This is a genomic window from Burkholderia sp. Bp9099, from assembly GCF_003857805.1.
Taxonomy (GTDB): Bacteria; Pseudomonadota; Gammaproteobacteria; order Burkholderiales; family Burkholderiaceae; genus Burkholderia.
The window spans coordinates 260,857-286,794 of record NZ_QTPU01000002.1 but is presented as its reverse complement, the minus strand read 5'-3'; the positions used below and the strand labels follow the sequence as shown (position 1 = coordinate 286,794).

Sequence of the window (25,938 nt, the reverse complement as noted above, 5' to 3'; positions counted from 1 at the left end):
CTCCGAAGGAGGACGCATGATCGAATTCACCCTGCCTTCCATGGGAGCGGACATGGACGAGGGAATGCTCCTCGAATGGAAGGTCAAGCCAGGTGACGTGGTCAAGAAAGGCCAGGTGGTCGCGATCGTCGACACGAGCAAGGCGGCCGTGGATGTCGAGAGCTGGCACGAGGGAACAGTCGACGAATTGTTCGTGAACCCGGGCGAACGGATCCCCGTCGGCACGCCGATGGCCACGCTGCTCGAGCCGGGGGAAGCGCCGCCGGCGGCGCGGCATACGCGCCAACCAGCGGCACCCGTCGCGGCTGCCCGCGCGGCAACGCGCCGCAAGATCTCGCCGGCCGCGCGCAAGCTTGCGCAGCAGCACCGGGTCGATCCCGAGAATGTCACAGGCACCGGCCCGGCGGGCTCGGTGACGCTTGCGGACGTCGAACGGACGATCGTGGCGGCGGGTTCGCCCGCGGCCGGCACGCCTGGCGAGCGCTTTCCGGAAATGAGACGGGTGATCGCGGCCGCGATGGAGCGTTCGAAGCGCGAGATTCCGCACTATTACGTGTCCGAGACGATTCCGCTGGGAAAGGCGCTGGCATGGCTAGCGGCCGAGAACGCGATGCGTTCCGTGACGGACAGGCTGCTTCCGGCAGCGCTCCTGCTCAAGGCGGTCGCGCTCACGCTGCGTCGATTTCCGGAGCTGAACGGGTTCCATCGGGAGGGCATTTTCCGGCCTGCCGGCGCAGTGCATCTCGGCGTGGCGATCTCGTTGCGCCAGGGCGGGCTGGTGGCGCCGGCGCTGCTCGATGCGGATGCCAAGCCCCTGACCCAACTGATGCGCGAACTGCTCGACCTGACGCAGCGATGTCGCGCAGGCTCGCTGCGGAGTTCGGAGTTGTCGGAATCGACGATTACCGTTACGAATCTCGGCGATCGAGGTGCCGCCGAGGTGTTCGGCATCATCTATCCTCCCCAGGTCGCGCTCGTCGGGTTCGGGCGAATCATTGAGCGGCCGTGGGCTGAAGACGGCGGGCTGAAGATCATGCCGGTGACGACCGCCAGCCTCTCGGCCGACCACCGCGTATCCGACGGCCATCGCGGTGCGCTGTTCCTGGTTGAACTGGGCGAATTGCTGCAGCACCCCGAGGAGTTGAACCGATGAACAATGCAGACATCATGTCGGTCGTACTGGAAACGCTTGCATCCGTCGCGCCTGAAATCGATCCATCGACGCTGCGTGCGGATCGTCCGCTGCGCAGTCAGGTCGATCTCGATTCGATGGACTGGCTCAATGTTCTGACGGGCCTTCATGCGCGGCTGAAGGTGGAGATCCCGGAGCGCGACTACGGTCGTCTGGTTACGCTCGACGATATCGTCGGCTATCTCGCGGCCGCAGACGCGCACCGACCGGTATCTTGAAGCCGGCGCCATCGCGCAAGCGGGCGATTGCGCCGGCGTCGGAACGTCCGCCACGCCGTTGCATGACGGCGCGCGGTCTCGTGCAACGGTGCCCGAGAGTACTACCGCCCATCGACTCGCTCGCGCGCCCGCGCATGCTTCAGCGCGCCGCAGTCGCCGCGACCGCTTCCGCTAGCCTGCGCGCTGCCTGTTCGGCAAATGCCGCCAGAATCGGGCTGGCGTCGCCATGCAACGTTTCGCGCGGCGTCACGCGACATTCGGCGAGCGGCGACTTGCGTGCCAGCATCCGCATTTGCGTTATTGCCGAGTCCGCACCACGTTGCGCGAAGCTGCAGAAGAATGCGACACGCGGCAGACGCCGCTGATTCGCGACGAGATACGCCCGCACCGGCGACGATACGCAGCCTGCCCAGACCGGGGAGCCGATCACCACGAGATCGTACGCGGACGGGTCGCGCTTCGCCGCGACGATCTCCGCGGGCTTCTGGTTGATTGCCTCGACGAGCGAACGCAGATAGCCGAACGGGCCGGCACGATCGCGCGTCACGACGATTTCCTCGACGTCGGCGTCGAGCATCTCGGCCAGCGCGGATGCGGCCCGGCGGGTCGTGCCGGTGCGCGAATAGAACACGACGAGAACCTTGCCGGCTAACATGACGACCTCCTTCATGCACGCTTGTCGGGCGGCGCGTGCGTCCGTTGAATTCATTCGCCATGACGCGCGGGCGATCCGAAGAAAATCGGTCGCGTGTGTGTGCCGATTGCACGCGACGGTGCAACCACTGGCTCAAGGGCGCCGTGGCCGATATCCCGGTTATCGGCTCTCCATGCATGGCGAATGCAGGACCGCCTTTCGTCGACCGCCCGAATGTCGGTGTGTCACGACATGATCCAGCGATCGAGAAGCAAACGGAAAGCATGTGCACAGGCATCCGCCGGCATGCGTCGGCGGATGCCCGCACCAGTTTCAGCCTGCCTTGACCTCGATCTTCTTCTCGGCCTTGCGAGCTCCCGGCGTCTTCGGCAGCGTGACCGTCAGAACGCCTTTCTGGAACGACGCCTCGATCTTGTTTCTGTCGACCCCATCGGGCATGCGAAAGTAGCGCTCGAACGAGCCGAAGCGGCGCTCGTGGACGTAGTAGTCCTTGTGCTGTTCCTCCTTTTCTTCCTGCTTTTCGCCGCGGATCGACAAGCCGCCGTTCGCGAGCTTGACCTCGATGTCCTTCTCGTCCAGCCCGGGCAATTCAGCAGTGATTTCGTATGACTTGTCGGTTTCCGCGAAGTCGACCGCGGGCTCGGCGCTCCATTCGTGATCGCGGCGCCAGAATGGCTGGCGGTTGAAAATCGGTCGCCGCACCGACGGCATGCCCGCGCTGCGATTGAAATCGTCGAAGAGACGGTCCATCTCATGGCGCAGCGTTTCGATCGGATGCCAGTACGGCGCGCCCATCGGCGCATGCTCCGCACTCTCCTGCGGCTTGTTGACCGGCAGTTTCGTGGACGATTCTTTCATGTCGTGCCTCCTTCTCGTCAGTGATGCATTTATTCTCGATTGGCGATGACCGCGGCAATTGACGGAGATCAACGCTCAGGATGGAGACACCGAAGGCTCTTGGGCGAGCACATGGCGGTGCGAAACACGTTGCGCTCGTTGACCCAGGTCAATCGGCACGACGCGCCGGCAGGTGGAATATCCGTATCGGTCGCCGGTCCCGAGGCGCGTCGTGTCCGGCTTCGTCGCACAGGAGGTGTATCGTGCCCGCAAAATCGCTTGTCTTTCATCAGGATGCCCGCCAACGACTGCTCAAAGGCGTCAACGCGATGGCCGAGGCAGTCAAGCTCACGCTCGGCCCGGGCGGGCGCAACGTGATCGTCGAGCGGGCCGGCACGGCGCCGCTGGTCGCGAACTCGGGCGTCGTTGTTGCCGGTGCTGTGGATTTGCCCGACCCGTTCGAGGAAATGGGCGCCCGTTTGTTGCGCGAAGTGGCGACTCGCACCAGCGAAGTTGCCGGCGACGGCACGACCACTGCCACCACCCTGGCACAGGCCATCGTTGCGGAAGGCATCAAGTGCGTCACTGCCGGCCACGATCCGATGGCGCTCAAGCGTGCGATCGAAGCGGCCGGCCGCGACGTGGTCGCCGAACTGCACCGCGTGTCGAAACCGTGCGCGAGCGCGGACGAAATGCGCCAGATCGCGACGATTTCCGCCAGCGGCGACAACACGATCGGCGCGCTCGTCGCACAGGCCGTCGAGCGTGTGGGCAGGGACGGCGCAATCAGCATCGAGGACGGCACGAAGCTCGACGACGAACTCGAGACGGTGGACGGCTCGCTGATCGATCGCGGCTATCTGTCGCCGCTGTTCGTCGATTCGGACAATCATCGCATCGTCCTTGACGAGCCGCGCATCCTGCTCTGCGACATGAACATCAGCGCGATCGCACAACTGCTGCCGGTACTCGAGGCGCTCAGCAGCACCGGCAAACCGCTTCTCGTCGTCGCGAACGAAGTGGAAGGCGAAGCGCTGGCGACCCTCGTCGTCAACCACCTGCGCGGCACGCTGAAATCGTGCGCGGTCCGCTCGCCCGGATTCGGCGAGGCACGCACCGAGCAGCTCGCCGACCTCGCCGCGCTGACTGGCGCGACGGTCATTTCCGTTCAGGCCGGACGGACACTCGAGCGCACGACGCTGGACGATCTCGGTGCCGCGCGGCGCGTGGAGATCACGCGCGAGACGACGACCGTCATCGCCGGGCGAGGCGAACGCCACCGTATCGACGACCGCGTCCAGGCACTGCGCACGCGAATCGCGGCGACACCGGCCGGATACGAGCGCGACGCGCTAACGCGCCGGTTAACGAAACTCGCGGGCGGCGTCGCGGTGATTCGCGTCGGCGCCGCGACGGAAACCGCGCTGCGCGAGCGCAAGAATCGCTTCGAGGATGCCTTGCATGCGACGCGCGCCGCGATGGAGGAAGGCATTGTGCCGGGCGGTGGCGTCGCACTGCTGCGTGCACGACGCGCGCTCGAAGGCAATCGCCCAGACTTGACAGACGCGCAACGCACCGGCGCGCGGATCGTGCACGACGCACTGGCATCCCCGCTGCGTCAGATCGCCGAAAACGCCGGAGCGGACGCGCAGGCCGTCGTACACGCGGTCGATGCTGCAACCGGACCGTTCGGCTATGACGCGGCGACGGCGACATATGGGGACATGATTGCTGCAGGAATCGTCGACCCGGTCAAGGTCGCGCGTTCGGCGCTACAGAACGCGATCTCGGTTGCATCGCTGCTGCTCACGACCGATTGCATGATCGCGCATCGCCCACGCACGGCCGCCTCACCGGGCGTCGCGGAATCGGGAAACTGGGGCGGCGAACTCGGCTGATCCATCAGTGTGCCGCCGGTCGATCTTGTACGACTCGCCAGGGGGGACGCGGAATTCATGTCGGCCACGGAGCGGCCGGCGCCACCGTTGCCGCAGGGCAGTCGTTTTCGCCCTGGATGCCCGATTCCGGGGCAGTTCCGTTCGACATCGTGTTTGCGTTTCGCGTCGATGGCACGATCCGAATTTCGCCCTTCCAGCCGATCAGCCGTTAATGCCGGTCAAACCTTCGTCGGCATGGCCCGGACACGCTCTCGATGGAATCGTCTCGTTTCCACGGGCCGACGCGGTCCATAAAAGTCGCCGTTGATACGTGTCAAGCGGCGGTCGCCCGGGAAGCCTAGGCTGGAAATGTGGACGACATCGTCCCGACGTACGCGTTCAGGCTGGGAGGCAATCATGCAGACCGCACATCATTTCCTACCCGAGTTTCGGCATGCGACTGTGCCGACGTATTTCGTTTCCTACGTGTTTCCTCTGCTGCTGGCCGGCTACGAGGTCTACCGGATCGGCTATTGGGTAAGCCGGCATGGCTGGAATTTCGCGCAACTGCCGCAGGCCGGCTACGAGTTCACGCTGATGTTGTTCGTATTCGCACTGCAGGTAATTCTTGACGGAGTGTTCTTCATGACGGCATGGGCAGGCAAACATCCCGACGTCGAGCATCGGCTCGCGAACTTGGCGCTCGGTGTTTTGTGCTCGGCACTGGTCATCGCGTTCGATGTCGTCCTTCAGATCGCCACGTTCTGAATCGGAATCTCAGGGACGCCGGCACGACGGGGCACGACCGGTATTCATCAACCATCAACGGATCAAGCAATGAAGCCCCCCTACGAACTGGTATTTCAAGGCGTGCCGCGCTCGGACGCGCTCGAGGCGGCAGCCGCCCGGCATGTGTCGAGACTCGATCGATTCCGGCAGGACATCTCGCATTGCCGGATCAAAGTCGTGCTGGACGAGAAGCACGATCATCAGGGGAAACCGTTCAATATCCGGATCGAAGTCACGATTCCCGGACATCAACTGGTATCCAGCAAGGAGCGCGACGAGGAAGTCTACGTCGCGCTGCGCAATGCCTTCAGCAACGTCACGAGAATGCTCGAAGACACGGGACGGAAGCAGCGAGGCCGCGGCAAACGGCACGATGAACGTTCGGCCGCTCCTGCCACGCGATCCGAGGCGCATGAATAGCGCGCTTTTGCGCCAGCATGCGCCCTTGGGCAGTTGGGCAACGCGCGCTCGACAAGCGCGAGTTGCGAAGCGATGCCGCGTTGATCCGATTTGCGATCGCCCATCGAATCGTCGAGCCGGATTGATCGAGCTGTGTCGGCGAAGTCGCGGCCGATCTCGTATCGGCGTCACGTTTGCCGACGACTTTCCATCCGCTCAGTACAGCAGAAATGCTGCTCTCTCTGGCGCGAACGCCGCATCCTGAGCGACGACCACGCGCTCGATCTCGTCGATCGACCGCCCCGCCTCCAGCATGTCCGCCACCTCGCGCGAACCGACCGATGCACGGATCGCATCGATCCGGAACTTCGCCGGATAACGCCGGTGCAGCGCCAGTGCGAATGCCAGCCCGATCTCGCCCGGCCGTGCCGCGCCGGGCGGCCGGTCGATGCGCACCCCTTCGCACACCCTGCCGCGATACGGCCCCTCCGTGGGCACGAAGCGAACCGGCGAGAACGTCGCGTCCAGCCACATCGCGCGAAGATCGTCCGCAAGGATGCGCGCGTCGATCCACGGCGCACCCACCACGCCGAACGGTGTCGCGGTACCGCGCCCGACACTGACCGCCGCGCCCTCGATGAGCCCCGTCTCCGGGTACAGCGACAACGCGGCGCCGTCGCGCAGGTTCGGCGATGGCGGCACCCGGCCGAGCCCGGTATCGTCGAAGCGCATCGCGCGCACGTAATTCGCCATCGGCACCACGGTCAGCGCCGCGCCGATATGCAGGCGGTCGTTGAACAGTCGCGCCAGTTCGCCGAGCGTCATGCCGGGCTGGAGCGGCAACGGGTAATAACCGGTGAACGTGGCCGGCCCGGCATCGGCCACGGGGCCGCCGAACACATCGCCGCTCAGCGGGTCCGGGCGGTCGAGCACGAGCACCGGGCGATGCGCGGCGGCGGCGGCCTCGAGCGCGTAGCCGAGGGTGGCCAGATACGTGAAGAAGCGTACGCCTGCGTCCTGCAGGTCGAGCACCAGCACGTCGACATCGGCGAGCAGCGCGGGCGCGATCCGGCGTCGATCGCCGTAGAGACTGTGAACGACCACGCCGGTCGCGGCGTCGAGCGTGTCGCCGAACGTCTCGTCGACGTCGGTGCCGAGCCCGTGCTCGGGCGCGAACAGCGCGACGAGCCGCGCGCCCGGCGCCTGCGCGAGCAGGTCGACCGTGCGCCGGCCGAACCGGTCGAAGGCGCCGCGGTTCGTGACGAGCGCGATGCGCTTGCCTGCGACGGCCGCGAAGCCGCTCGCCGCGAGCACGTCGATGCCGGCCAGTACTGGCCCGCGCGATACCGGCAACCGGGCGGCTTGCGCGACGGCCGCCGCCATCGCGGGCACGCGCGTCGCAATCCACGACGACGTCACGGGCGCGGCCTCGCTCGATACGATGCCGAGCACGAGCGAGCGCAATGGCATCGCCGTGCCGGCTTCGTCGTGATACAGCCGGCTGGTGAGCACGATCGCGAAGCGGCGCGTCACGGGATCGATCCACAGCGCCGTGCCCGTGTAGCCGAGGTGTTGCAGCGCGCCGAGCGGCGGTAGCCGGTAGCGGTTCGCGACGAGCGGCGGCCCGACCGCCCAGCCCGGTGTGTGCAGGTCGCCTTCCGCGTCGAGCGTGGCCGGCGTCTCGAGCGCGGCGACGCTGCGGCGCGCCAGCACGCGCACAGGGCCGAGCGCACCGCCGTTCAGCAGCATGCGCGCGAAGCGCGCCAGATCGTCCGCACTCGCGAACAGACCCGCATTGCCGGCAACGCCGCCCATCGCGGCCGCGACGGGATCGTGGACGCTCCCGCGGAGCAGACGGCCATCGCGAACGGTGGTGGGCGCCACGCGCGCGAACAGCGGCGCCGGTGGCCGGAACGCGGTGCTCGCCATCCCGAGCGGCGCGAACACATGTGCGGCGCACCACGCGTCGAGCGGCCGGTGCGACACGCGCTCGGCGATCTCGCCAAGCACCACGTAGTTGACGTCGCTGTAGCGCACCTGCGTGCCGGCCGGTGTGCCGGGGGTCATCGCGACGATGTCGGCCAGCACGGCGGCGCGGCTGCGCAGTGCGCGGGACGACGACACGCCGGCCGGCAGCCCCGACACATGCGCGAGCAACTGGCGGATCGTGATGCCGGCCTTGCCGTGCGCGCCGAACGCGGGCCAGTAGCGCGCGGCCGGTGCGTCGAGGCGCAGCACGCCGCGCTCCGCGAGCTGCATGATCGCGACCGCCGTCGCCACCGGCTTGGTCAGCGACGCGAGATCGAAGACGGTATCGGCCGTCATCGCTTCGGCGTGCTCGCCCGTCACGCGCAGGCCGCGCGCGACGCGCACCCGCACGCCGTCCGCGTCGCCCGTCACGACCACGGCGCCGGCAAGATGGCCGTCGGCGATCTCGGCGGCGATCGCTTCGTCGATCGCGATGGTCTGCTGCTGCGCCACGGCCGTATCGGATTCCGCGCGCGCACAGGCTGACGCAAGCGTGAACAGCAGCGCGCCGGTCAGCGCGGCAGCGCAGCGGGATCGTCGCGATCGAGCCTGTTTCACTGCGTTCATTTCTTCGTGCCGGCCGCATCGGCTGAGTCGAGCTGCGTGCGGAGGCTTGCCACGTCGATGGCGTCAGGATCCGCGATCGGCCGACGCATTGTCGCTTCTCCCGCCATGCCGGTCCTGAACGAACGCGCGGCCAGCGGGCCGGTTACTGCGGCGATGCGGAACAATCGGCACACAGACGTATCGCGCCGTGCCGGTCCGGGTCGTGCCAGTAGAAGCGCACATCGACCGCGCCGCGCGCCGGTACGACGACGTGCCTGACTTCCTGAATGGCCCTGTCGTGCGCGGACACGGTATATCGTCCCGGCGGCACGCGGGCAAACAGGAACGGGCCGCTCGTGTGTGCGTCGAGAATCGTCGACTTGCCGGATGACAGCGTGACGTCGACATCGGAAAGATACTGGCCCCGCTTCGATGCGAACGTCATCCGCAGGTTGTAGCGAGGCGCGACATCGCGAAATGCAGTGACCTCATCCTGGCCGATTCCGCCGGTGATATAAGCGACACCGTTGTGCACGACCGGCTCGGTCGACGGGTCAGCCAGCGCGTTCGCACCGATGTTCAGCAGGCAGGCTGCCAGCAGCATCTTCACGGTTCGGGTCCACATCTTCACTCTCCTGATTGAGCACGCACGGCTGCGATGCCGCCCGTCCGGTCGCGGAACGGGCTGCGTGCGGTGACGTCGCGCATTCGCGTTGACGACGATGTCAGCGTCGCGCGGAACGTCGATTTCCCGTTGACACAAGTCAAGTGCGTGCCTGTCGAAGCCGGACGGGCCCCGCGAGACAGTCATCGCGCCCCATATACCCGAGCTGCGCGGCACGCCTGAAAACACGGGGGAGCGGCATCCGGACGGCGCAATCGTCCGTGACGGCTGTCAGCCGATATTGCACGGCCCGTCGGAAATTTCCGACACGGCGGCCCGACGTCGGACAGCAAGCTCAGGCCACGCTGATTGTTCCGCGCGGCGCCGCTGTCAATACTGGAGACGTGACAGGAAGCAACGTGTTTCGCGGCCGGCGCGCGGCTCTTCCGCCCCGCCGCCGCAGGACCGAGGAGCTGGCGATGATTGATCCGACCGCAGTGCACGCCGACGACGCCATGCCGGATGGCGAACCGCCGGTCGGTGCCCACCTCGTGACCCGCCGCCACGGTTATCTGCATCACGGGATCTACATCGGCGACGGCAACGTGATTCACTACGCGGGATGGTCACGCCATGCGAGCGGCGGTCCGGTCGAGGTCGTCACGCTGGACGGCTTCCGTGCCGGTTTCGGGCTCGCGGTCATCCGCCACGAGCGCACGCTGTACGACGGAACGGAAGCCGCGCGCCGCGCGGCATCGCGCCTGGGCGAATGCCGATACCGGCTGCTCACGAACAACTGCGAGCACTTTTGCCTGTGGTGCCTTTTCGGTGTGGCGAGGAGCGAGCAGGTCGCGTCGTGCCTGCGCAACCCGGCACATGGCATCGCGGTCGCCGTCATGCTCGTCGCTTGCGTTCTGGCCGCGCGACTGCATCCGGCGATGACCGGGCGCGAATGCACGGCACGGTGTATGGCGTAGTATCGACGGCAGGGCCGTCGTTCAGTCATTCATCGACTCGACCGTCACCCGCGGCCACGAAAGACGGCATGCGCACGCCCCCACCGTTTCGCCTGCGCGATCGCGATGCGGATCGCGCTGCCCTCGGAACGCCCCTGCCGCAGCAGCGCGTTGGCAATCTCGATCGCCTTGCCGCGAACCGGCGGCGGCAGATTCCGCATCGAAGGCGGATAACGGTCGTCATTCCACGGCATGATCGATTCGCGCCCTGCGCGTTCGCGCCGGTCTGCACGTGCCGCTCAGCGCGGCAACGCGGCAGGATCGTAGCGATTGCGCGGATTCCACAGCATCCAGCCGTCCGTGCCCTCCGCGTCGGCCGCGTCGACCTGCGCGCGAATCTCGTCGGCATCGAACGGCCGGCGATCGAACGCATAGTCGCGAAACGCCTGGAGCCACGGCCGAAACCGGACACCGTCCAGTCCGGTCCGACGCTTCGCCTCGGCCAGCGACCGCGACACGATCTCGCCCGGATGCTCGGTCGGCTTGCGGCAACCGGGCAGGCCCCACGTGAAGCCGGACGGATACAGCATCGGCGACACATAGTCGACGACCGGTCCGAGCGCGTCGAGCCGCTGCCCGATCGCGGTGTCGTCGGCATTCCAGCAGACGTACCCGAAGATGTCGGCCGACATGTACAGGTTGTACGGCCGCAGCCGTTCGCGCGCGCCGGTCAGGAATCCGGTGATCGCCGCGACCCGGTTGGCCTCGGTATTGGGCTCGCCGAACCGGAGGCCGTTGGCGTCGGGAAAACGCAGGTAGTCGAACTGGATTTCGTCGAAACCCATGCGGGCAGCCTCTTCGGCGACATCGTAATTGTGTTGCCAGGCCGCGCGCGACGTCGGGTCGATCCAGCGCTGATGCTCGCGGTCCTGCCAGATCTCGCCGGCCGCGTCGCGCACGGCCCACTCGGGATGAGCGCGCGCCAGCGCGTCGTCCTTGAACACGACGATGCGGCCAATCACGTAAAGACCGCGCGCGTGGAACGTCCGCAGCAGGTCCGGCAGATCGGGCGGATGCACGACGGCACCGGCGGCATGGTTCGCGGCACCCGAGATTTCACGCGCCAGGCTGCGATACGGCGTCACGCCGCTGTCGCCCTTCACGTCGATGACGAGCGCGTTGATTGCCGTCTTGTCCTGGAGGGACAGCGCCGCCTCGCGCAGCGTGCGATCGGCGACGCCATAGGCGGACAGATAGACCGCCTTCGGACGCACGGGCGTCATCCGGATCGTCTGCGCGACCCCGGCCGGCGCGAGCGTGACTTCGGTTCGCGCGTAGCCCGGCGCACGCACGCTCAGGCGCGTGCCCGCCGCGTCGATCTCCAGTGAAAACGCGCCGTCGCGATCCGCGGTCCGGTTCACGCCCGACGCATGCCCGATCGCGCCGGCGAGCGGGTGCCCGTTCGTTGCGTCGACGACGGTGATCGTGACGGGCGCCGCCTGGGCAGCGAAGCCGGCGAGCGACACGAGAAGACAGATGATCAGGCGTTTCATCACGGCTGACTCCCGGCGGTTCTCAGCAATCCGTTCATGCATCGTGTGTCGCAATCGTCCGTCATCAGATAGCGCGGCAGTGCCATGGCCGGGTCGGTGACACGAACGGGGCACGCGTCGAGCGTGAATGCCGCGACGTAGCCTTCGCGTGCGGCCAACTGGTCGGTCTGTTCATCATGGACGCCGAACGGCCAGGCCAGCAGCCTGACCGGCTCACCGGTTTCGGCCTCGAGCCGTTCGCGGGACCGGCCCAGCTGGAACGACACGAAGCGCCGGTAGTCGTCCGGCGTGAGCCGGGCGCGCTCGGTGCGGAAATTCGGATGCCAGTACGTATGGGACTCGATGTCGAACCCGCCGGCGCGCCCGAGCGTGCGCAGCTGGTCCCATGTCATCGCATAGCCGGCGTTGGAGATGGCGGACGGATAGATGAACAGCGTGACCGGCATCGGATGGGCGCCCAGCAACGGGCGCAGCACGTCGTAGACGGAGCGATGACCGTCATCGACGGTGATCGCGACCGCCCGCGCCGGCACGGCATCGGCCTGGCCGTCGTGCCAGCGCACGACGTCGGCGAGCGGCACGATGCGGTAGCCGTTCGCCTCGATCGCCTGCAGCTGGTGCCGGAAGGTTTCGGTACGCACCGTCATCGAATCCAGGCGCGCGGTGGCGAACCGGTGATAGACCAGGATCAGCACACGCGGCGGGGGCGAATCGACGGTCGCGACGTCGGCGGACGAAACCGGCGACGCGGCCGACAGCAGGAGCAGGCTGGCGATCAAGGCGGTCAGGCGAACGGCCATGGCGGACCTCGTGGAATGGCTGCCCCATTTTTCGCGATGGCGGCGCGCAATCCGCTGAGCCAGATCAACGATCGATCGCGCGTCGACGCGATCGTGCACGCGTCGGGCCGCCTGGACGTCAGCTTGCCTGCGCAACCAGTTCGGCATGAATCCGCTCGACGTCGTCGCGCGTGCACAGCGCCGTGCCCGGATGCTCGACCGAGGCGGCCGATGCCGCCAGCGCATAGCGGCACGCATCGTCGAACGGCACGCCGCGCGCCAGCGCCCAGACCATGCCGCCGACGAAACTGTCGCCGGCGCCGACCGTGCTGCATACCGCTGCCGGCCTGCCGGGCAGGCGCAGCGCGCGATCGCGCGTGACGACCCAGGCGCCGCGCGCACCGAGCGTCAACGCGACGATGTCGGCCTGCCCGCGCGCCACGAGTTCGCTCGCCTTGCGGCAGGCCGCCGTGTCGTCGAGCGGTTCGCCGGCCAGCGCACTCAGTTCGCCGAGGCTGGGCTTCACGAGATGAACGCCGGCCTCGAGGGCCGCTTGCAGCGCCCGGCCCGCCGCATCGACGACCACCCGGCTTCCTCTTGCCCTGGCCGTGCGCGCGAGCGTCGCATACAGGTCGTCAGGCGCGCCGGGCGGCAGGCTGCCGCTCAGCACGAGATAGCGCGGCGCCGGCTGCATGGCGTCGATGCGGGCCGCGCAGTCGCGCCACTCGGCCTGCGTGACCAGCGGCCCCGGCATCAGGAAGCGGTATTCGCGCCCGGTCGCGGTCTCGCTCACGCAGACGTTCTCGCGCGTCTCGCCGGCGATCCGGACGCGCACCGCCGGCAGGCGCTCGGCTTCGAGCAGCAGCGTCAACACGTCGCCGGTCGGCCCGCCGGCCAGGTACAGCGCGACGCAGCCGCCCCCGAGCCGGTGAATGGTCCGGGCGACGTTGATCCCGCCGCCGCCGGGGTCGCGCCGCGGCCGTGTACAGCGCAGCTTGTGGGTATCGACGATGTGCTCGACCGAGGTCGAGACATCGACGGCAGGATTCAACGTGACGGTAACGATATCGGTCATGGTGCGTCGCTCGCAGTCGATGGCAGGCGCGCCGGGTGCCCGCGTGGCGATTCCCGGCCCACCGCGGCGTGCCGGCCGTGGCTACACGTTACGTTCGACGCCGGCCGCGGCGTTGACCGCCATCAAGCGATGCCGCGAAAGCGCCCGGTTGCGTTCGATCAACGACACGTTCGGGCAGGCGCCTACATTGAGTCATTCGTCGTCGCCGAGCCCCGCCATGGACGAGCAGCCGCTTTGCAGTACCGTGTTCGCCGAGCGCTATGCGCAGCCCGGCGACACGTCTCGCGCGGCCGTCTTCCATCGCGTCGCCCGTGCGCTGTCGCTCGCCGAGCCGGCCGAGCGCCGTGCGCAGGCGGAGCGCGTGTTCTACCTGAACCTGCAGCGCGGTGCGATCGGCGCGGGCCGCATTCTCGCGAACGCCGGGGCGGACCACGGCGGAACGATGGTCAACTGCTTCGTCCATCCGCTCGCGATTCCGGCCGACGCCCCCGTGCAGGCCCTCGACACGGCGCTCGCGCATGCGCTCGACGACGCCCGGGTCACGCTGCTGATGGGCGGCGGAATCGGCTACGACTTCTCGCCGGTGCCGCCCGCCGACGCGTACGAACGGCGCCTGTCGTCCGGACGCGGCGTATGTGCGGCGATCGACCGCTTCGATGCGATGTGCCGGGCGCTGCCGTTCACCGGCCCGCGCCGCGGCGCGCAGATGGGCGTGCTGCGCTGCGATCATCCGGACCTCGTCGCGTTCGTCGCGGCCAAGCGCGGACGCGCGCGCTGGCCGACGTTCAACCTGTCGGTCGGCGTCACGAACGCATTCATGGAGGCGGTCCGGCACGACCTGCCGTGGGCGCTCTTCCACCACGCGCCACCCGCCTGCACGTCCGGCGCATCGCCCCGGCTGCCCGACGGACGCTACCTTTACACAACGGTGCCGGCCCGCACGCTCTGGCACGCGATCGTCACTGCCGCGCGCGACAGCGCCGAACCGGGGCTGCTGTTCCTCGACACGATCCGCGCCGCGAATCCGCTGCGCGAGCACGAGCGGATCGACGCGACGAACCCGTGCGGCGAGCAACCGCTGCCGCCCTATGGCAGCTGCGTGCTCGGACCGATCGACCTGTCGCGGTTCGTCCTCCACCCGTTCGGTATCGACGGCGAGCCGCGCTTCGATTTCGCGACGTTCGCCGACGCGGTGCGCATCCAGGTCCGCATGCTCGACAACGTGCTCGATCTGACCGAGTGGCCGCTCGCCGCGCACGAGCACGAGGCGCGCCGCACGCGCCGCATCGGGGTCGGCGTCACCGGGCTGGGCGACGCGCTGACGATGCTGAGGCTGCGCTACGACAGCGCGGAAGCACGCGCGCTTGCACGCAGGATCGCGCTCGCGATGCGAGAGCATGCGTTCGCCGCGTCGGCCGCGCTTGCCGCCGAGCGCGGCGTGTTTCCGGCCTACGACCCGGCCGCCTATCTGAGCGGCCCCGCGTATCGAACGCTGTTGCCGCTGAAGGTGCATCACGCGATCGCGCGGCACGGGCTGCGCAACAGCCACCTGCTGTCGTTCGCGCCGGCCGGCAGCGTGAGCCTCGCGTTCTGCGACAACTGTTCGAACGGAATCGAGCCGGCCGTCGGCTGGACGCAGCGCCGCATGGTCCGCACCGCGGACGGGCAGGTCCGGCCGTTTCGTGTGGAGAATCACGCTCACCGGCTGTTTCGCGCACTGCATGGCGACACCGTCAGGCTGCCGGGCTATTTCGTCACGGCGGCGGATATCGCGCCTGCCGACCACGTCGCGATGCTCGCGGCGCTGCAGCCGTGCGTCGACGCCGGTATCTCCAAGACGGTGACGATGCCCGGCCAGTGTTCGCTCGCGGCGGTCGACGCGCTGTTCTTCCAGGCGTGGCGCGAAGGGCTCAAGGGCATCACGATTTTCCGGCCCGATCCGCGGCTCGCGTCGGTCGTGACCGATGACGCGTCGCACGCGCGGCGCGACGGCCCCGTCTGCATCGGCTGTTGAACGACACGATGAGCGGCGGCGAGCGTCCGGGCAAGCATCCGGGGCGATAGCGGGCGCCGATCGCTCCTTCAGGCGGAGACGCCCGTGGTCGTTTCCGTGTCGGCTTCCGGCGCCCGGGGCGGCTCGCCGTCATCGTCCGGCGGCGTGATGAGTGCCACCAGCATGTCGTGATCGATTGATTCGTGCTGCAGCAAACTGCGCGCGATCCGTTCGAGCGCATCGCGATGCGCGCCGAGCGTTGCCGTGACCCGCGCGTGCGCGTCCTCTAGCAGCGCGCGCACCTCTTCGTCGATCAGTTGCGCCGTGTGCTCGCTGCAGTGGCCGTCGCCCGGCGTCCACACGCCCGGCGCCCCGCCCTGGCGTGCGCCATCGTCGAGTGTCGCCAGGCCGATCTTCTCGCTCATCCCGTACTGCATCACCATATGGCGCGCCAGCGCGGTCGCGCGTTCGAGATCGTTCTGCGCGCCGGTCGACACGTCGCCGAACGCGATTTCCTCGGCCACGCGTCCGCCGAGCAACACGTCGAGCCGGTCGAGCAACTCGCTCCTGCGCAGCACGTAGCGATCCTCCGTCGGCACCTGCTGCGTGTAGCCGAGCGCCGCGATCCCGCGCGGGATGATCGACACCTTCTTCACCGGATCGCAGTGCGCGCGGCTTTGCGCGACGAGCGCATGCCCCGATTCGTGGTACGCGATGGTCCGCTTCTCCTGTTCGTTCATCACGCGGCTCTTGCGCTCCATGCCGGTCATCGCGCGGTCGATGGCTTCGTCGAAATCGGCCATCCCGATCGCGGGCTTGCCCAGTTCCGCCGCATGCAGCGCGGCTTCGTTGACGACGTTCGCGAGATCGGCGCCGACGAAGCCCGGCGTGCGCTGCGCCAGTTCGGCCAGGTCGACTTCCGGCGCGAGCTTCACGCGCTTCGTGTGCACGGCCAGGATCTGCTTGCGTCCGGTCAGGTCCGGCCGGTCGATCGCGATGTGCCGGTCGAAACGCCCGGGGCGCAGCAGCGCGGGATCGAGGATCTCCGGCCGGTTGGTCGCGGCCATGATGATGACGCCCGAATTGGCCTGAAAGCCGTCCATCTCGACGAGCAGCTGGTTCAGCGTCTGCTCGCGCTCGTCGTTGCCCGACATCAGGCCGACGCCGCGCGCCTTGCCGAGCGCATCGAGCTCGTCGATGAACACGATGCACGGCGCGCTCTGCTGGGCCTGCTCGAACAGATCGCGCACGCGCGCCGCGCCCACGCCGACGAACATCTCGACGAACGCCGAGCCGCTGATCGTGAAGAACGGCACCGCCGCCTCGCCGGCGACCGCGCGGGCGAGCAGCGTCTTGCCGGTGCCGGGCGCGCCGACGACGAGCACGCCCTTCGGAATCTTGCCGCCGAGCCGCTGGTAGCGTTCGGGGTTGCGCAGGAACGCGACGATCTGCTGCAGCTCGGCCTTCGCCTCGTCGATGCCCGCGATATCGTCGAACGTGATGCCGGTTTCCTTCTGCATGTAGACGCGGGCGCGGCTTTTGCCCATGCCGCTCAGATCCCGCATCCCGCCCGGCCTTCGCATCATGAAATTCCAGATCAGGACGAAGCCGATCAACGGGAAGATCCAGGTCGCCAGCGTGCCGATCCAGCCCGTATCCGTCGCGCCGCGGTAGCGAATCCCGGCAGTCGTCAGCGCGGCGACCAGCCCTTCGTCGCTCACCCGGTTCGTCGTGAAGCGCCACGGCGCGCCGGCCTCCTTCACGCCGGCCGCATCGGACGCGGGCAGCGCGGCGCCGGCTTGCGGCATGCGCAGCGTGCCCGAGATCGTCGCCGTGCCGATCTCGAGATCGTCGACGAGCCGTGCGTCCACCAGGCGGTGAAAATCGCTGTAGGAAATCGACGTCGACGCCGGCTGGCGCGCGAGCAGTTGAACCGCGACCAGCACGGCGAACGCGACCGGAATCAGCAGCCCGGAGTAGTCGAATGATTTTTTCACGGGGTCGAACCTCTCCGGCAGGCCAGCATCCGCTCACGCATCGTCGCGCTTCCAGTGCGCACGCAGCACATCCTCGCCGTCGCGATAGTCGAGCGCGAGATCGCCGTGATGCGCATGCAGCAATGCTTCGCCGAGGCGCCGGACCATGTGCACGCCCGTCGTGCGAACGATGAGCGAATCGGCGGATGTGTCGATGTCCATGATGCGTTCGAGCGCGTGCTCGCTCGTCTCCAGATCGGCCTGATGCCGCAGCAGTTCGAGAATCGTCGAACGGTGCGCGCTCAGGTAGGCACCCTGCAACACCAGTTCGCCCGCCGGCACGTTTTCCCGCATGCGCTTGCAGGCCGGGCATTCGAGCTGGCGCCGGTCGAGCGGGGTCGCGTACCAGGTCCAGCGGCCCGCGTCGCAGACGGCGCCGCAGCCTTCGCAGATGCGGTCGCCCGCGGGCCGCTTCGGTTCGCGATAACTGTCCTTCGTATGCGGCTGCATGCGCTTGTCGCGGCGCAGATAGTTTCGGCCGGGGCCGGTATGCGAACGGTTCATCGCAGCTTCTCCTGGTAGTAGACGGCACGTGCAAGCCGGTCAGGCGACGCTCAGTCGGTCGACGACCTGCCGGACACCCCTCACCGACCCGGCCGCACCACACGCGGCGCGCCTTTCGGCCAGCGACGCGACCGTGCCCGTCAGCGTGACGATGCCGTCGGTTGCGTCGATCGAGATTCCCGCGGTTTCGCGCTGCGCGCGGCGCGCAAGCGCCTCGGCGATCCGGGCGCCGACGTCGGGCACCGTATGGTCGGCACGCACCCGGATGCGGTTGGCCACGCCGACGACGCCGATCATCCGGCTCACCATCGCTTCCGCCGCGCGGCTCTGATACGCATGATCGACTTCGCCGTCGAGCGTCACGCAGCCGTGATCGACCTCGACGCTGATCTTGTGATCGCGCAACGCCTCCTGCCAGCCGAGCGCGAACGTGATCGCGATCGCCAGTTCCTGGTCCGCGCACGCGTTCTCCGGCGGGGTGACGTTCAGTTCGAGCACCAGCGCGCGCGCGTCGGCGACGTGCAGTGCCGTCTTCTGCGCCTCGAGCTTCTGGGCCCAACTGTCGACCGTGCCGCGCAACGTGACGATCCGGTCGTGAACCTCGACGTCGATCCGGCGCGCCTCGATCGCCGGATTCCAGAACAACGCCTGCTCGACATCCTGCTTGAGTACTGCATCGGACTTCATGTCGGTCTCCCGTCGGTCCGTGCCGGCCGCATGCCTGCGAGCGAATGCGTGCCGCACCGTGTTCAGCATCGCGCACGGCCGCGCCGGCGGCTTGACGAGGATCAATCAACTGCGGGCTCGCGACGGACGTTGCCGCACCGGGCGTGCCGCCCGTGACAGGCATTGCGCGGCCCGGCCCGGCTCGCCGTCGCGAAAGCGTCCGATGCATGCTCCGGCACGCGCGTCAAGCGAGCGGCCCCTCGAAACGCATCCCCGCCCGAGTGACACAGATCAAGGGGAAACCCGGTAATCGTCGGATATAAGTGAATCCGAAGCGGCGACGCCCCGCGGGCGGCGCCATCCCGAATTCCCGCATTTCCGTATTCGACGAGGCATTCCATGCGCGCTGCCGCGCTTCCCGTTCGCTGTCATCCTGCCGTCGTGCGGCGCATGCGTGCCATTGCGCTGGCGGCGGGCATGGGGCTGCTGTCGGGCTGCCTGTCGCTTGCGCCACCGGACGAGCGTCCCGCCGCACCGATTCCCGCGTCCTTTCCGGAGCCGTCCGCCGACGCGACACCCGCCGCGCCCGTGCCCGACTGGCAGGCTTACTTCGTCGACCCGCGCCTGCGCGCACTGATCGGCCAGGCGCTCGCCGACAACCGGGATCTGCGCGCGGCGGTTGCCCGCGTCGAGCAGGCGCGCGCGGTGTACGGCATCCGCGGCGCGGATCAATGGCCGACGATCGCTGCGGGCGCGGCCTACGCGCGGTTTCGCACGCCGGGCGGCTTTCTCACTCCGGTGCCCGTCATCGGGCAGGTCTATCAAGTCCAGCTGGCCGAGACGCAATGGGAGATCGATTTCTGGGGCCGCGTGCGCAACCTGAAGGAAGCAGCGCTTCAGCGCTACCTCGCGAGCGACGCAGCCAGGCAGGCGGTGACGCTGAGCGTCGTCACCGGTGTCGCGGACGCGTATCTGACCCTGTGCGAGATCGACGAACGCATCGCGCTGACCCGCGCGACGATCGACACCCGCCGCGAATCGCTGCGGATTTTCCGGCTTCGTCACGCGGCCGGCGCGATCTCGCGCCTCGATCTCACGCAATCGGAGATCCTGCTGCAGCAGGCGGAATCGCTCGGCGTGCAGTTGCAGCAGGCCCGCGCGACGGCGGCCGATGCGCTGGCGTTGCTCGTCGGTGCGCCGCCGGCGCTGGGCGCCACGCCGCTCGCGCTCGACGACGGCGCGGTGCTGCCGTCGCTCGCCCCCGGCCTGCCTTCATCACTGCTGACCCGGCGCCCGGACGTGATCGCGGCGGAGCGCGAACTGCAGGCGAGCCGCGCGAACATCGGCGCGGCGCGCGCGGCATTCTTTCCGCGCATCGCGTTGACGAGTGCGATCGGTTCGGGAAGCAGCGCGCTGCACGACCTGCTGTCGTCGGGGTCCGGCGTGTGGTCGGTGATTCCCAACGTCACGCTGCCGCTCGTCGACGGCGGCCGCAACCGGTCGAATCTCGCACTGGCGCGCGCGCAACGCGAAGAAGCGCTCGCCCGCTACGAACAGACGCTGCAGCGCGCGTTCCGCGACGTGTCCGATGCGCTCGCCGCGCGCCATTGGCTCGCCGACCAGGTCGCCATCGAGCGCGCCACGCTGGCGTCGCAGGCCGAGCGGGCGCGCCTCGCGAAGCTGCGCTACGACAGCGGGGCAACCCGCTTCCTCGAGGTGCTCGATGCGCAGCGGGACCTGATGAACGCCGAGCAGCAGCTGGTCACGACCCGTCGTGCGCTGCTGTCGAGCCGCGTCGCGCTGTACGGCGCGCTCGGCGGCGGCGTGATCGACACCGGCAAGACTGCCGCGGCAACGGCGCCCCTTTCGACCGACTCGGACAACACACCATGAAAACCATCCCGCGCCCTCTTCTGATCGGTATCGGTGCGGCCGTGCTTGCGATCGGCCTCGCGTACTACGGATGGACGCGCTGGCACGACGGCCAGGCGGATGCGGGGCTCGTCAGCGGCAACGGCCGCATCGAGGCGACCGAAATCGACGTCGCGACCAAGCTGCCGGGGCGCGTCACCGCGATGCTCGTCGACGAAGGCGACTTCGTGACGGCCGGCCAGCCGCTCGCACGCATGGACGTCGTCGTCCTGCAGGCGCAGCTCGACGAGGCACGGGCGCGCGAGCAGCAGGCGGTGAACACCGCGGCGAGCATCGACGCGCAGGTCGCGCAGCGCCGCAGCGACAAGGCCGCGGCCGCGGCCGTCGTCGTGCAGCGGGAAAGCGAGCTGGACGCGGCCACGCGGCGGCTCGCGCGGTCCGAAACGCTGTCGCGCGACGGCGCGTCGTCGATGCAGGAACTGGACGACGATCGCGCGCGCGCCGGCAGCCTGCGCGCGACCGTGAATGCCGCGCGGGCCCAGGTGCAAGCCGCTCAGGCCGCGATCGACGCCACGCAGGCCCAGCTCGTCGCGGCGCGCTCGGCCGTGACGGCCGCGCAGGCGACCGTGGCGCGCGTGCGGGCCGACCTCTCGGACAGCGAACTGACCTCGCCGCGCGACGGGCGCGTCCAGTACCGGATTGCCGAGTCGGGCGAAGTCCTGCCGGCAGGCGGCAAGGTGCTCAACGTCGTCGACCTGTCCGACGTGTACATGACGTTCTTCCTGCCCGAAGCGGTCGTCGGCCGGGTCCCGCTCGGCGCCGACGTGCGGATCGTGCTCGATGCGGCACCGGAATACGTGATTCCGGCACGCGTGTCCTATGTGTCGAGCACCGCGCAGTTCACGCCGAAGACGGTCGAAACGGCCACCGAGCGGCAGAAGCTGATGTTCCGGGTGAAGGCACGCATCGATCGCGACCTGTTGCAGCGCCACCTGAAGCTCGTCAAGACCGGCTTGCCGGGCGTGGCGTGGCTGAAGACCGACCCGCACGCGGGCTGGCCGGATCGCCTCGCGATCAGGGTGCCGCAATGAAAGCGGCGCCGCCCGTCGAGACGGATGCCGGGGCGACCGGCGCTGCGCCGGTGTCGGCCGATCCGGGCTGGGTCGCACGGCTGTCCGGCGTCTCGCTGCGCTACGGCGACAAGGCCGCGCTCGACGACGTGACGCTCGATATCCCGGCCGGCCGCATGATCGGGCTGATCGGGCCGGACGGCGTCGGCAAGTCGAGCCTGCTCGCGCTCGTTTCCGGCGCGCGCGCGATCCAGCAGGGCCGCGTATGGACGCTCGACGGCGACCTGTCGTCGCGCCGCCATCGCGCGCGCGTGTGCCGGCGCATCGCCTACATGCCGCAAGGCCTCGGCCGGAACCTGTACGCGACGCTGTCGGTCGAGGAGAACCTGCAGTTCTTCGCGAGACTGTTCGGCCACGATGCGGCGGAGCGGCGCCGACGGATCGACGCGCTGACGCGCAGCACCGGGCTGCAGCCGTTCCTGGACCGCCCGGCCGGCAAGCTGTCCGGCGGCATGAAGCAGAAGCTCGGCCTGTGCTGCGCGTTGATCCACGATCCCGACCTGCTGATCCTGGACGAGCCGACGACCGGCGTCGATCCGCTGTCGCGCGCGCAGTTCTGGGAGCTGATCGGCCGCATTCGCGCCGCCCGCCCGGCGATGAGCGTGCTGGTCGCCACCGCTTACATGGACGAGGCCCGCCGTTTCGACCGGCTGATCGCGATGGACGCCGGCCGCGTGCTGGCAACCGGCAGCCCCGGCGAGCTGCTCGAGCGCACCGGTTGCGACACGCTGGAAGCCGCGTTCATCGCACTGCTCCCGGAGGCGCGCCGGCACGGACACCAGCCGGTCGTGATCGCGCCGTTCCAGGCCGATCGGGCGGCCGGCTACGCGATCGAGGCGGACGGGCTGACGATGCGGTTCGGCGATTTCGTCGCGGTCGACCACGTGAGCCTGCAGATCCGCCGCGGCGAAATCTTCGGCTTTCTCGGCTCCAACGGCTGCGGCAAGTCGACGACCATGAAGATGCTCACCGGCCTGCTGCCCGCGTCGGACGGCACGGCAACGCTGTTCGGCCGGCCGGTCGCCGCGAACGACATCGACACGCGCCGGCGCGTCGGCTACATGTCGCAAGGGTTTTCGCTCTACGGCGAACTGACCGTCCGGCAGAACCTCGTGCTGCACGCGCGCCTGTTCGGCGTGCCGGAGGCGGACGTGCCCGCGCGCGTGACCGAAATGGTCGCGCGCTTCGGGCTGGCCGACGCCCTCGACGCGCTGCCCGAGCGCCTGCCGCTCGGCATGCGGCAGCGGCTCTCGCTCGCGGTGGCGATGGTGCACAAGCCCGAGCTGCTGATCCTGGACGAACCGACGTCGGGCGTGGATCCGGTCGCGCGGGACGACTTCTGGCGGCTGATGATCGAGCTCGCGCGCAACGATCGCGTCACCATCTTCATTTCGACGCACTTCATGAACGAGGCCGCGCGCTGCGACCGCATCTCGCTGATGCATGCGGGCCGCGTGCTCGCGAGCGCCGCGCCCGAGGAACTGGTGCGCCTGCGCGGCGCCGCCACGCTCGAGGACGCGTTCATCGGCTACCTGAGCGACGCGCAGAAAGCGGATGGCGCGGACGGTGCGCCGGCCGATGCGCCGGCCGACGCCGCCTGGCTCGCCGCGCCGCCCGCGGCGGCCGGCGCCGGTCGTGCGGCGGCATGGTTCAGCCCGGCGCGCACCGGCAGCTATCTGTGGCGCGAAGTGCTGGAGCTGCGACGCGACCCGTTGCGCGCGACGCTGGCGCTGTTCGGCTCGCTCGTGCTGATGTGCGTGATCAGCATCGGGATCAGTCTCGACGTCGACAACCTGACGTTCGCGGTGCTCGACCGCGATCAGTCGATCCTGAGCCAGGACTATGCGCAGAACCTCGCCGGTTCCCGCTACTTCGTGCCGCGCGCGCCGCTCGCCGACGACCGCGACATCGAGCGCCGCATGCGCAACGGCCGGCTGTCGCTCGCGCTCGAGATCCCGCCCGGTTTCGCGCGCGACGTCGCGCGCGGCCGCCGCGTGGAGATCGGCGCATGGGTCGACGGCGCGATGCCGATGCGCGCGGAGACGATCCGCGGCTACGTGGCCGGCATGCACGAAAACTGGCTGCGCGACCAGGCGAAGCGCCGGCTCGGCGTGTCGCTCGCGCCGGCCGTCGACATCGCGATCCGCTATCGCTACAACCCGGACGTCAAGAGCCTGCCGGCCATGATTCCCGCGATCATGCCGATGCTGCTGCTGATGCTGCCCGCGATGCTGACGGCGCTCGCCGTCGTGCGGGAACGCGAGCTCGGGTCGATCGTCAATCTGTACGTGACGCCCGTCACGCGGGCCGAATTCCTGCTCGGCAAGCAGGCGCCGTACGTGATGCTGGCCATGCTGAACTTCCTGCTGATGGTCGTGCTGGCCGACCTCGTGTTCGGCGTGCGGATCAAGGGCAGTTTCGCGACGCTGGCGGCCGCGGTGCTGATCTTCAACGTCGTGGCCACCGGCATCGGGCTGTTCGCCTCGACGTTTACCCGCAGCCAGATCGCCGCGATCTTCATGACGATCGTCGGCACGCTGATTCCCGTCGTGCAGTTCTCGGGCCTGCTCACGCCGCTGTCGTCGCTCGAGGGCAGCGGCAAGTGGGTCGGCACCGTCTATCCGGCCACCTACATGCTCGCGATCAGCCGCGGCGTCTACAACAAGGCGCTCGGGCTGGCCGACCTGTCGTCCCAGTTCTGGCCGATGCTCGCGGCCGTGCCGGTCATCCTGGTCATGACCGGCGTGCTGCTGCGCAAGCAGGAGCGCTGACCATGTCGCGCCTGCTCGTCATTTTCCGGCTCGGGGTCAAGGAACTGTGGAGCCTCGCCCGCGACCCGATCCTGCTCGCGCTGATCGTCTATACGTTCAGCGCGTCGATCTACGTCGCGGCCACCGCGCGCCCGGAAACGCTGCACAAGGTGCCGATCGCGATCGTCGACGAGGATGCGTCGCCGCTGTCGGCGCGCATCGCGGCGGCGTTCTTCCCGCCGCAGTTCGCGCCGCCCCCGCTCGTCGACGCCGGCGCGGCCGATCGCGGGCTGGACAACGGCGACTACACGTTCTCGCTCGACATTCCGCCCGACTTCCAGCGCGACGTGCTCGCCGGCCGTCACGCGACGGTCCAGCTCAACGTCGATGCGACCCGCATGACGCAGGCGTTCACCGGCGGCGGTTACGTCCAGCAGATCGTGTCGGGCGAGATCGATGCGTTCGTGCGGCGCCATCGCGGCACGCCCTTGCCGCCCGTCGATCTCGCGATGCGGATGCGCTTCAACCCGAATCTCGACGAAGTCTGGTTCGGCGCGCTGATGGAACTGATCAACAACGTGACGATGCTATCGATGATCCTCACCGGCGCCGCGCTGATTCGCGAGCGCGAGCACGGCACGATCGAGCATCTGCTCGTCATGCCGGTGACCGCGGCGGAAATCATGCTCGCGAAGGTCTGGTCGATGGGGCTCGTCGTCGCGGCGGCGGCCGTCGCGTCGCTGACGTTCGTCGTGGGCGGCGCGCTGCACGTGCCGATTCCGGGATCGGTGCCGCTGTTCGTGGCCGGCATGGCGCTGCACCTGTTCGCGACGACGTCGATGGGGATCTTTCTCGCGACGCTCGTGCGCAGCATGCCGCAGTTCGGCATGCTGCTCGTCCTCGTGCTGCTGCCGCTGCAACTGCTGTCGGGCGGCCTGACGCCGCGCGAAAGCATGCCGCCCGTCGTGCAGGACATCATGCTGGCCGCGCCGACCACGCATTTCGTCGAACTCGCGCAGCGGATCCTGTATCGCGGTGCCAGGTTCGATGCGGTGTGGGCCCAGTTCGCGGCGCTGTTCGCGATCGGCTGCGTGCTGTTCCTGCTGTCGCTGACGCGGTTCCGCAAGACGATTGGTCAGATGACTTGAGCGGGGCGTCGATTCCGTGATGCCGGGATTCGTCCGTTGATACAGATCAATCGTGCCGGCGCGCGGCACGCGATCATGGCGCCATGTCTTGCGCAACCAGTGGCAGCTATGTCCACGGCGGCCGCTTCCCGGGAGAACGTCATGATGGGTCTGCGATACCGAAACGCGCTTGCGACGCTCTGCGTATTCATCGCGCTCGCGTCGCTGCTGGGCGTCGTGCATGCGATGCTGATCGACGAGCGGGTCGTCCCGTACGCGATCGTCGCGCTCGTGTCGGGCATCGTGGCGTTCGTCGCGCAGCTGGATCCGGCGCCGTCCGGGCGCTAGGCGC

23 protein-coding genes are annotated in these 25,938 nt (G+C 68.6%); 12 read left to right on the top strand and 11 right to left on the bottom strand.

Features of this window, described 5'->3' with window-relative positions; translation table 11 throughout:
• The first annotated feature begins 16 nt into the window (after positions 1-16).
• Together DIE17_RS03130 and DIE17_RS03125 are read left to right on the top strand one after the other, a co-directional pair.
• Positions 17-1,153: a dihydrolipoamide acetyltransferase family protein gene (locus tag DIE17_RS03130; RefSeq protein ID WP_124920645.1), complete on the top strand. Its 1,137-nt coding sequence runs from the start codon at positions 17-19 to the stop codon at positions 1,151-1,153.
• Positions 1,150-1,410, top strand: a complete 261-nt coding sequence (locus tag DIE17_RS03125; RefSeq protein WP_124920644.1) for an acyl carrier protein — start codon at positions 1,150-1,152, stop codon at positions 1,408-1,410. The genes DIE17_RS03130 and DIE17_RS03125 overlap by 4 nt, the downstream gene beginning before the upstream one ends.
• A 139-nt stretch (positions 1,411-1,549) precedes the next feature.
• Here the strand turns inward: DIE17_RS03125 and DIE17_RS03120 are convergent, their stop codons facing one another.
• Both DIE17_RS03120 and DIE17_RS03115 read right to left on the bottom strand, forming a co-directional pair.
• Complete coding sequence (locus tag DIE17_RS03120) at positions 1,550-2,065, bottom strand: flavodoxin family protein (protein WP_124920643.1); 516 nt, start codon at positions 2,063-2,065, stop codon at positions 1,550-1,552.
• A gap of 312 nt (positions 2,066-2,377) precedes the next feature.
• Positions 2,378-2,923, bottom strand: a complete 546-nt coding sequence (locus DIE17_RS03115) for an Hsp20/alpha crystallin family protein (RefSeq protein WP_124920686.1) — start codon at positions 2,921-2,923, stop codon at positions 2,378-2,380.
• Between the two features lie 242 nt (positions 2,924-3,165).
• Here DIE17_RS03115 and groL point away from each other — a divergent pair, with 242 nt between their 5' ends.
• The 3 genes from groL (at position 3,166) to DIE17_RS03100 (ending at position 5,988) form a co-directional block, all read left to right on the top strand.
• Positions 3,166-4,800 carry a chaperonin GroEL gene (gene groL, locus DIE17_RS03110; RefSeq protein WP_124920642.1) on the top strand — a complete coding sequence of 545 codons (1,635 nt, stop codon included), beginning with the start codon at positions 3,166-3,168 and terminating at the stop codon, positions 4,798-4,800.
• Between the two features lie 396 nt (positions 4,801-5,196).
• A complete protein-coding gene (locus tag DIE17_RS03105) occupies positions 5,197-5,547 on the top strand; it encodes a hypothetical protein (RefSeq protein WP_124920641.1) in 351 nt (116 codons plus the stop codon).
• A 69-nt stretch (positions 5,548-5,616) separates the two neighbouring features.
• Positions 5,617-5,988 (top strand): HPF/RaiA family ribosome-associated protein, encoded by a 372-nt coding sequence (locus DIE17_RS03100; protein ID WP_124920640.1) that lies wholly within the window; start codon positions 5,617-5,619, stop codon positions 5,986-5,988.
• 195 nt (positions 5,989-6,183) lie between these two features.
• Here DIE17_RS03100 and DIE17_RS03095 read toward each other — a convergent pair whose 3' ends face one another.
• Positions 6,184-8,562 carry an exo-beta-N-acetylmuramidase NamZ domain-containing protein gene (locus tag DIE17_RS03095; RefSeq protein ID WP_124920639.1) on the bottom strand — a complete coding sequence of 793 codons (2,379 nt, stop codon included), beginning with the start codon at positions 8,560-8,562 and terminating at the stop codon, positions 6,184-6,186.
• A 142-nt stretch (positions 8,563-8,704) separates the two neighbouring features.
• Positions 8,705-9,166, bottom strand: a complete 462-nt coding sequence (locus tag DIE17_RS03090; RefSeq protein WP_124920638.1) for a carboxypeptidase regulatory-like domain-containing protein — start codon at positions 9,164-9,166, stop codon at positions 8,705-8,707.
• Positions 9,167-9,624: 458 nt separating this feature from the next.
• Between DIE17_RS03090 and DIE17_RS03080 the strand changes: the two genes are divergently transcribed.
• Entirely contained in the window at positions 9,625-10,122 is a 498-nt protein-coding gene (locus tag DIE17_RS03080; RefSeq protein ID WP_124920685.1) for a lecithin retinol acyltransferase family protein, read from the top strand.
• A 44-nt stretch (positions 10,123-10,166) separates the two neighbouring features.
• Here the strand turns inward: DIE17_RS03080 and DIE17_RS37810 are convergent, their stop codons facing one another.
• From DIE17_RS37810 to DIE17_RS03060, 4 genes are all read right to left on the bottom strand, one after another.
• The gene (locus DIE17_RS37810) at positions 10,167-10,355 is read right to left on the bottom strand and encodes a hypothetical protein (protein ID WP_124645748.1); all 189 of its coding nucleotides are present in this window, start codon (positions 10,353-10,355) and stop codon (positions 10,167-10,169) included.
• A 45-nt stretch (positions 10,356-10,400) separates the two neighbouring features.
• Positions 10,401-11,657 carry a putative glycoside hydrolase gene (locus tag DIE17_RS03070; RefSeq protein WP_124920636.1) on the bottom strand — a complete coding sequence of 419 codons (1,257 nt, stop codon included), beginning with the start codon at positions 11,655-11,657 and terminating at the stop codon, positions 10,401-10,403.
• Positions 11,654-12,454 carry a polysaccharide deacetylase family protein gene (locus tag DIE17_RS03065; RefSeq protein WP_124920684.1) on the bottom strand — a complete coding sequence of 267 codons (801 nt, stop codon included), beginning with the start codon at positions 12,452-12,454 and terminating at the stop codon, positions 11,654-11,656. The genes DIE17_RS03070 and DIE17_RS03065 overlap by 4 nt, the downstream gene beginning before the upstream one ends.
• 118 nt (positions 12,455-12,572) lie before the next feature.
• Positions 12,573-13,508: a 1-phosphofructokinase family hexose kinase gene (locus DIE17_RS03060; RefSeq protein WP_124920635.1), complete on the bottom strand. Its 936-nt coding sequence runs from the start codon at positions 13,506-13,508 to the stop codon at positions 12,573-12,575.
• 217 nt (positions 13,509-13,725) lie between these two features.
• On the opposite strand from DIE17_RS03060, the gene DIE17_RS03055 reads away from it, so the two are divergent.
• Positions 13,726-15,522 carry an adenosylcobalamin-dependent ribonucleoside-diphosphate reductase gene (locus tag DIE17_RS03055; RefSeq protein ID WP_124920634.1) on the top strand — a complete coding sequence of 599 codons (1,797 nt, stop codon included), beginning with the start codon at positions 13,726-13,728 and terminating at the stop codon, positions 15,520-15,522.
• Positions 15,523-15,590: 68 nt separating this feature from the next.
• Here DIE17_RS03055 and ftsH read toward each other — a convergent pair whose 3' ends face one another.
• The 3 genes from ftsH to DIE17_RS03040 are packed head-to-tail and all read right to left on the bottom strand — an operon-like array spanning position 15,591 to position 18,728.
• A complete protein-coding gene (gene ftsH / locus DIE17_RS03050) occupies positions 15,591-17,498 on the bottom strand; it encodes an ATP-dependent zinc metalloprotease FtsH (RefSeq protein ID WP_124519798.1) in 1,908 nt (635 codons plus the stop codon).
• Between the two features lie 33 nt (positions 17,499-17,531).
• Positions 17,532-18,041, bottom strand: a complete 510-nt coding sequence (locus DIE17_RS03045; protein WP_124519797.1) for a BCAM0308 family protein — start codon at positions 18,039-18,041, stop codon at positions 17,532-17,534.
• 39 nt (positions 18,042-18,080) lie between these two features.
• Positions 18,081-18,728 carry a BON domain-containing protein gene (locus tag DIE17_RS03040; RefSeq protein WP_124519796.1) on the bottom strand — a complete coding sequence of 216 codons (648 nt, stop codon included), beginning with the start codon at positions 18,726-18,728 and terminating at the stop codon, positions 18,081-18,083.
• A 378-nt stretch (positions 18,729-19,106) separates the two neighbouring features.
• Between DIE17_RS03040 and DIE17_RS03035 the strand changes: the two genes are divergently transcribed.
• The 5 genes from DIE17_RS03035 (at position 19,107) to DIE17_RS03015 (ending at position 25,934) form a co-directional block, all read left to right on the top strand.
• Complete coding sequence (locus DIE17_RS03035; RefSeq protein WP_124519795.1) at positions 19,107-20,600, top strand: efflux transporter outer membrane subunit; 1,494 nt, start codon at positions 19,107-19,109, stop codon at positions 20,598-20,600.
• Entirely contained in the window at positions 20,597-21,670 is a 1,074-nt protein-coding gene (locus DIE17_RS03030; protein WP_124519794.1) for an HlyD family secretion protein, read from the top strand. The genes DIE17_RS03035 and DIE17_RS03030 overlap by 4 nt, the downstream gene beginning before the upstream one ends.
• Positions 21,667-24,480 (top strand): ribosome-associated ATPase/putative transporter RbbA, encoded by a 2,814-nt coding sequence (gene rbbA / locus DIE17_RS03025; RefSeq protein WP_124521026.1) that lies wholly within the window; start codon positions 21,667-21,669, stop codon positions 24,478-24,480. Before DIE17_RS03030 ends, rbbA begins: the two co-directional genes overlap by 4 nt.
• A gap of 2 nt (positions 24,481-24,482) precedes the next feature.
• The gene (locus tag DIE17_RS03020; RefSeq protein WP_124519792.1) at positions 24,483-25,607 is read left to right on the top strand and encodes an ABC transporter permease; all 1,125 of its coding nucleotides are present in this window, start codon (positions 24,483-24,485) and stop codon (positions 25,605-25,607) included.
• Between the two features lie 141 nt (positions 25,608-25,748).
• Positions 25,749-25,934: a DUF2964 family protein gene (locus DIE17_RS03015; RefSeq protein WP_124519791.1), complete on the top strand. Its 186-nt coding sequence runs from the start codon at positions 25,749-25,751 to the stop codon at positions 25,932-25,934.
• The last annotated feature ends 4 nt before the right edge of the window (positions 25,935-25,938 follow it).

What these genes read in the sequence shown, in the direction of transcription:
- DIE17_RS03130 (WP_124920645.1), top strand. Translation starts at nt 17, where the DNA reads ATGATCGAATTCACCCTGCCTTCCATGGGAGCGGACATGGACGAGGGA.
- DIE17_RS03125 (WP_124920644.1), top strand. Translation starts at nt 1,150, where the DNA reads ATGAACAATGCAGACATCATGTCGGTCGTACTGGAAACGCTTGCATCC.
- DIE17_RS03120 (WP_124920643.1), bottom strand. Translation starts at nt 2,065, where the DNA reads ATGTTAGCCGGCAAGGTTCTCGTCGTGTTCTATTCGCGCACCGGCACG.
- DIE17_RS03115 (WP_124920686.1), bottom strand. Translation starts at nt 2,923, where the DNA reads ATGAAAGAATCGTCCACGAAACTGCCGGTCAACAAGCCGCAGGAGAGT.
- DIE17_RS03105 (WP_124920641.1), top strand. Translation starts at nt 5,197, where the DNA reads ATGCAGACCGCACATCATTTCCTACCCGAGTTTCGGCATGCGACTGTG.
- DIE17_RS03100 (WP_124920640.1), top strand. Translation starts at nt 5,617, where the DNA reads ATGAAGCCCCCCTACGAACTGGTATTTCAAGGCGTGCCGCGCTCGGAC.
- DIE17_RS03095 (WP_124920639.1), bottom strand. Translation starts at nt 8,562, where the DNA reads ATGAACGCAGTGAAACAGGCTCGATCGCGACGATCCCGCTGCGCTGCC.
- DIE17_RS03090 (WP_124920638.1), bottom strand. Translation starts at nt 9,166, where the DNA reads ATGTGGACCCGAACCGTGAAGATGCTGCTGGCAGCCTGCCTGCTGAAC.
- DIE17_RS03080 (WP_124920685.1), top strand. Translation starts at nt 9,625, where the DNA reads ATGATTGATCCGACCGCAGTGCACGCCGACGACGCCATGCCGGATGGC.
- DIE17_RS37810 (WP_124645748.1), bottom strand. Translation starts at nt 10,355, where the DNA reads ATGCCGTGGAATGACGACCGTTATCCGCCTTCGATGCGGAATCTGCCG.
- DIE17_RS03065 (WP_124920684.1), bottom strand. Translation starts at nt 12,454, where the DNA reads ATGGCCGTTCGCCTGACCGCCTTGATCGCCAGCCTGCTCCTGCTGTCG.
- DIE17_RS03060 (WP_124920635.1), bottom strand. Translation starts at nt 13,508, where the DNA reads ATGACCGATATCGTTACCGTCACGTTGAATCCTGCCGTCGATGTCTCG.
- DIE17_RS03055 (WP_124920634.1), top strand. Translation starts at nt 13,726, where the DNA reads ATGGACGAGCAGCCGCTTTGCAGTACCGTGTTCGCCGAGCGCTATGCG.
- DIE17_RS03045 (WP_124519797.1), bottom strand. Translation starts at nt 18,041, where the DNA reads ATGAACCGTTCGCATACCGGCCCCGGCCGAAACTATCTGCGCCGCGAC.
- DIE17_RS03040 (WP_124519796.1), bottom strand. Translation starts at nt 18,728, where the DNA reads ATGAAGTCCGATGCAGTACTCAAGCAGGATGTCGAGCAGGCGTTGTTC.
- DIE17_RS03035 (WP_124519795.1), top strand. Translation starts at nt 19,107, where the DNA reads ATGCGCGCTGCCGCGCTTCCCGTTCGCTGTCATCCTGCCGTCGTGCGG.
- DIE17_RS03030 (WP_124519794.1), top strand. Translation starts at nt 20,597, where the DNA reads ATGAAAACCATCCCGCGCCCTCTTCTGATCGGTATCGGTGCGGCCGTG.
- rbbA (WP_124521026.1), top strand. Translation starts at nt 21,667, where the DNA reads ATGAAAGCGGCGCCGCCCGTCGAGACGGATGCCGGGGCGACCGGCGCT.
- DIE17_RS03020 (WP_124519792.1), top strand. Translation starts at nt 24,483, where the DNA reads ATGTCGCGCCTGCTCGTCATTTTCCGGCTCGGGGTCAAGGAACTGTGG.
- DIE17_RS03015 (WP_124519791.1), top strand. Translation starts at nt 25,749, where the DNA reads ATGATGGGTCTGCGATACCGAAACGCGCTTGCGACGCTCTGCGTATTC.